Below are 4,286 nucleotides of genomic sequence, written 5' to 3'. Positions count from 1 at the left end.
CTGGCAGTGTGGGGGTCAGGGGTTCGAGTCCCCTCGTCTCCACTCCATCGTGTAAAACGCCAAACGCCCTGGTCGTCGCGGGATCACCGCGAAGCCAGGGCGTTCGCCGTTTCAGCGCTTAACCGGGCGGCGTGCCACCCGCGTGCCACATCATGCGTTGATCTTGCTTCCGGCTTCCTCAATCAGGGCATCGAGCGCCTTGGCGATGGCGTGATCTCGATCACTGGTGGCGTGCTGGTAGATCATGGCGGCGCGGGTGCTGGAGTGGCCGATGCGCGCCATGAGTTCCTTCAAGGTGGCCCCGCTCTGTGCCGACCAGGTGCTACCGGTGTGCCGCAGGTCGTGAAGGTGAAGGTCGAGGTCTGGCGAGATGCCCGCTCCCTTCAGTGCGTTGCGCCAGATGCGGTTGAAGTTGCGACGGCGGGGGATGCCGCCCAGCGGACCGACGAACAGCCGCCCGTGCGGGCCGGGCTGTGCGTACTCCTTGAGGTGGTGCGCGATGTCCGGCTGCAGCCCGTGCGGCAGGCTGATCGAGCGCTTGCCCGCTTCCGACTTCGGGTCGTCGTCGACCTGCGTGCCGTCCTCCATCTCGGCCGTGGACTTCCGCACCCACGCGACCATCGCGTCGAGGTCGATGCTGCGCCGTCGCAGCGCGACCAGCTCGCCGAAGCGCATCTGCGCGAAGGTCGCCAGCAGCACGAGCAGCCGGTAGCGCGGCTGGATGGCGGCGGCGATGGCGAACACCTGGTCGAGGGTCGCTATCGGCCGCTCCTCGACCTTGGCCGTCGCCGCGCCCTTGATCCGGCAGGGGTTGCGTCGGATCAGGTCATCGTCAACGGCGGTGGCGAAAACGGCGTGCAGGATGCGGTATGTCTTGGCCACGGTCGGCTTGCCGATGCCAGCGTCCAGCCGTCCGGTCCGCCAGGCGCGGACCTTCGGCGGTCCGATCTGGCTCAGCATGGCGTCGCCCAGGAAGGGCAGGACGTGGAGCCGGAGGTGCCGTTCGTACTCCTCTCGGGTGCGCGCCTTGAGGTCGCGGTCGCGCATCCAGTCGGCGACGTACTGCCTGAGTTGGATGTTGCCCGCGTCAGGGTCTATCCAGTCGCCGCGCAGCATGTCCGCTTCGGTCTTGACCAGCCATCGCTCGGCCTCGCGTTCCGTGGCGAAGGAGTGTGGGGCGGGGCGTTTGATGCCGTCGGGGCCGGTGTAGCGGGCCTGGAAGCGGCCGGATGGGAGTGCGCGGACGCTGCCGAAGCGTCGGCGCTGGTCTTTGCCGGCCACTAGGCGACCCTCCGTCCGGACGGCGCCACGGTGCACGACTCGATGTAGGCCATGAGCACGCTCTCGGCGATGCGCACGTGCCGACCGAACCGCTTGAACTCGATGCGCCGTTCCTCGATCAGGCGGCGCGGGAAGCGCTCGGTCGTGCCGAGGATGTCGGCGACCTCCGCAACGCTGAGGTACCTGTCTCGGGGCGTGTGCTCCCGTGGGTTGCGTGGCATCGTGAGCGCCTTTCCGGAGCGGGGCGGTTCGGGTGCTGGGGTGGTGTCGCCGGTCGGCCGCGTGGCTCTCGCGGCGCCCTGAGAGGCTCGCTGGGGCAAGATCTTGCGCACGTCTATGTCTTCCTTAGCGTTAATCCGGCTGAGAGCCTCTGAGATGGCCCCCGCGTAGCTCGCGGGGGCCGTCTCGTCGGCATGAGGGGCAGAGGCGGTGACACGGTGACAGCAGCCCTATCGAGGGCACGTCTGCACTGCTCACAAGTGGTTTAGTGCTGTCACCGCCCGCCGGTGACAGGTGGTGACAGCGGTGACAGCACTGGTGGCCTGTCACCGCTGTCACCGGTTGTCACCGCGACCCGGTGACAGCCTCGGACGTGTCTTCACCTGCGGAAACGTCGTCATCGAGGGCGTCTGTCACCGTGTCATCGCTTCCCGCCCTGTCTGGCGGGGTGGCGGCGTACTCGGCGGCGCGCGGGTGCAGTTCGTAGCCCGCGTCCGTGGCTCTCACCCAGCCGTGCGCGGCGAGGGTGTCGAGCACGGCGACGACCTGCGCGGCCTTGGGGAGCTGCCGCTGCATGCGGCGGTGGAGCTCGCGCCGGGTGAAGCAGGTCATCTGCCGCTCGATCAGCGTGGCAAGCACCGTGCGGGCGGTGTCGACGGCCGGGTCGCCGCTGATGACGTGCTGCGCGGCCTGGTAGTGCGCGACGAAGAACGCCGTCAGCCGGACCGCGTCGGCCATCCGTGCGGCGTCGATCGGCTGGCGCCACCCGTCGGTCGGGTGGTGCGCGACGTGCAGCAGCCCGGCCAGCCGGAGCATGGCGCCGGACAGCTTGTTGGCCCACTCCCGGATGTCGCGCAGCGACCCGCCCGGCCGCAGCTGCCGCTCGATGCGGTTGGCAGCCTCGGATCGGACCTTCTTGGCGTCGTCGGTGAGGGTGACCACGGCCGGGTCGTCCCATTCGGCGAAGGTGGCGGCCAGGTCGTGCACCTGCCGCGCGTAGTGCTCGCCGGTGTGCTCCGGTACCGGGGCGGCGTCGTCGTTGCGGTACCCGGCGAGGCTGCGCGGCAGGGCGAACAGGAACCGGGCGACCACGCCCCGCCCGGCGAGGTCGCCGTTGCCGCCGAACTTGCGCAACACCGAGGGCTGCGCCATCACCCCGACCGTGAGCGCCGGGCGCAGGATGTACTCGCCTTCGCGGCCGGTGCGGTCCACCAGCATCGGCGCCCCGGCGTGCCCTTTGAGGTAGGGGTCGAGGTTGGGGTTACTCGAGTAGCGGCCGGCGAGGGTGTCGAAGATGCCACCCTCGTCGGAGATGAGCGCCATCCGCCCGCCGTTGGCGTCCATCAGCCCGACCAGCTTCTCCGGGGTCACGTCGTCGGCGATGAGCCGGGGCAGCGACGGCACGGTGATGGCCTCGGCGGCCAGGGCGGCGGCGACCGCCTCGGCCGTGGCGTCGTCCCGCTTGGCGGCGTCGGCCCGTGCCGCGGTTGCCTTAGCCTGCTCCGCCGCGCGGGCCGCTACGTCCTTGAGCGTGGCGGCTTCCTCGATGCGCGGCCGGGCACGTTCGGCGAGGGTCTGCTGCGCGGCGAACAGCGGCCGGGTCAGCGCCCCATGCACCGGGCTCTTGCGTTCGCCCGGTTCGGCGATGACCGCGACGAACACGTTGACCGGTTCCCGCCAGCCGGGTTTGGCCTCCACGTCGAGGCGCCCGCCCGCACAGGCGGAGAGCACGGCCAGGGCGACGGTGCCGGCCATGGCGGTGTCGGTCTGGGTGAACTCCGCGACGCCGGACACCATGTCGGCCAGCCATCCGGGGTACACGTCGACCGGGAACGGCGGCGGCGCCGCCCGCCCCCCGAGCGGCACGGGTACGTCCCACAGGGCCGTGGACAGCTCCGGCGGCGGTGGCGCGTCGCCGGTGACGAGTTGGAGTCGTGGCGCGGTCATGCGGCTAGTCCTTCCGGTTGGGGCGCAACCGTGGTTGTCGCCGTGCGCGCCAGCTCGGCCAGCGCGCGCATTTGCGGGCCGATGCCTCGGGCGTCGTCGAGAGGGCGGCGGGCGTGCGGCCAGACCGCCGACGCGGCGTCGGCGTACTCCCTTCCGCCCAGCACCGTCACGTCCCCAGCGGTGTCGAGACCGAGGCGTCGTGCCTGCGCGCGCAGCGTCGCCACGGCGACCGCGCCGGGCTGGCCCATGCGCTGCTCGTACGGGGCGATCACGGTGTGCGGCATGAGCAGCCCGTAGCGGGCCGAGAGGATGACCAGCCGCCCGCCGAGGCGCTCGGCCGCGCGGCGGCACGCCTGGTGGTAGCTGCCGACGTACAGGTCAGCGGCCGGGGCGGGCCGGTCGAGCTTGGCGCCGCCGCACGCCACGACGACCAGGGCGGTGTCGCGGCTGCGGAGGTTGTGCCGCATCCGCTGCTCTACCGGGGCGGCGTATGCCTTGCTGGCGGCCTGCCGGGTGACGCCCAGGGCGCGGCCCAGCTCGGCGAACGACCAGCCATCGTTGAGGACCAGGTCCACCACGAGCCACTCGCGCGCCTCCCGGCATGCGTCCTCCAGCGCGGCGAGCGCGGCCAGCGCCGCCGAGGGCGTCTGGGCCGTGGGCACTTGCGCGGCGAGGTCGGCCAGATGGGCGGTCATCGGGTGGAGCTCGGCCGCCGCGTGACAACTGTGGTTGTCGCGGATGCCGGTCACTAGGGCACCATCCTTTCGGCAGAGCCCTCTGAGAGGGTTGCTGTTGGAACTCGACGAGGACTGAGAGAGGGCCTTGGCCGGTCGCCCTTC

General features: G+C 71.3%; 4 protein-coding genes. All 4 read right to left on the bottom strand.

The annotated features are described in order from the left end of the window. Positions 1–150 precede the first annotated feature (150 nt). Positions 151–1,281 (bottom strand): tyrosine-type recombinase/integrase, encoded by a 1,131-nt coding sequence (locus OP18_RS50375; protein WP_033367894.1) that lies wholly within the window; start codon positions 1,279–1,281, stop codon positions 151–153. Beyond that, on the bottom strand, positions 1,281–1,502 hold the full coding sequence (locus OP18_RS50370; RefSeq protein WP_033367891.1) for an excisionase family DNA-binding protein: 222 nt from the start codon (positions 1,500–1,502) through the stop codon (positions 1,281–1,283). The genes OP18_RS50375 and OP18_RS50370 overlap by 1 nt, the downstream gene beginning before the upstream one ends. Before the next feature lie 343 nt (positions 1,503–1,845). Continuing rightward, positions 1,846–3,447, bottom strand: coding sequence for a YfjI family protein (locus tag OP18_RS50365; protein WP_033367890.1), 1,602 nt, complete (start codon positions 3,445–3,447; stop codon positions 1,846–1,848). After that, entirely contained in the window at positions 3,444–4,196 is a 753-nt protein-coding gene (locus tag OP18_RS56655) for a DUF6884 domain-containing protein (protein WP_052388588.1), read from the bottom strand. The genes OP18_RS50365 and OP18_RS56655 overlap by 4 nt, the downstream gene beginning before the upstream one ends. Positions 4,197–4,286: the final 90 nt, after the last annotated feature.

This window comes from Dactylosporangium aurantiacum, assembly GCF_000716715.1.
GTDB classification, from domain to species: domain Bacteria; phylum Actinomycetota; class Actinomycetes; order Mycobacteriales; family Micromonosporaceae; genus Dactylosporangium; species Dactylosporangium aurantiacum.
The sequence above is the reverse complement of the archived record's forward strand: the minus strand, read 5'-3'. Positions and strand labels throughout refer to the sequence as shown.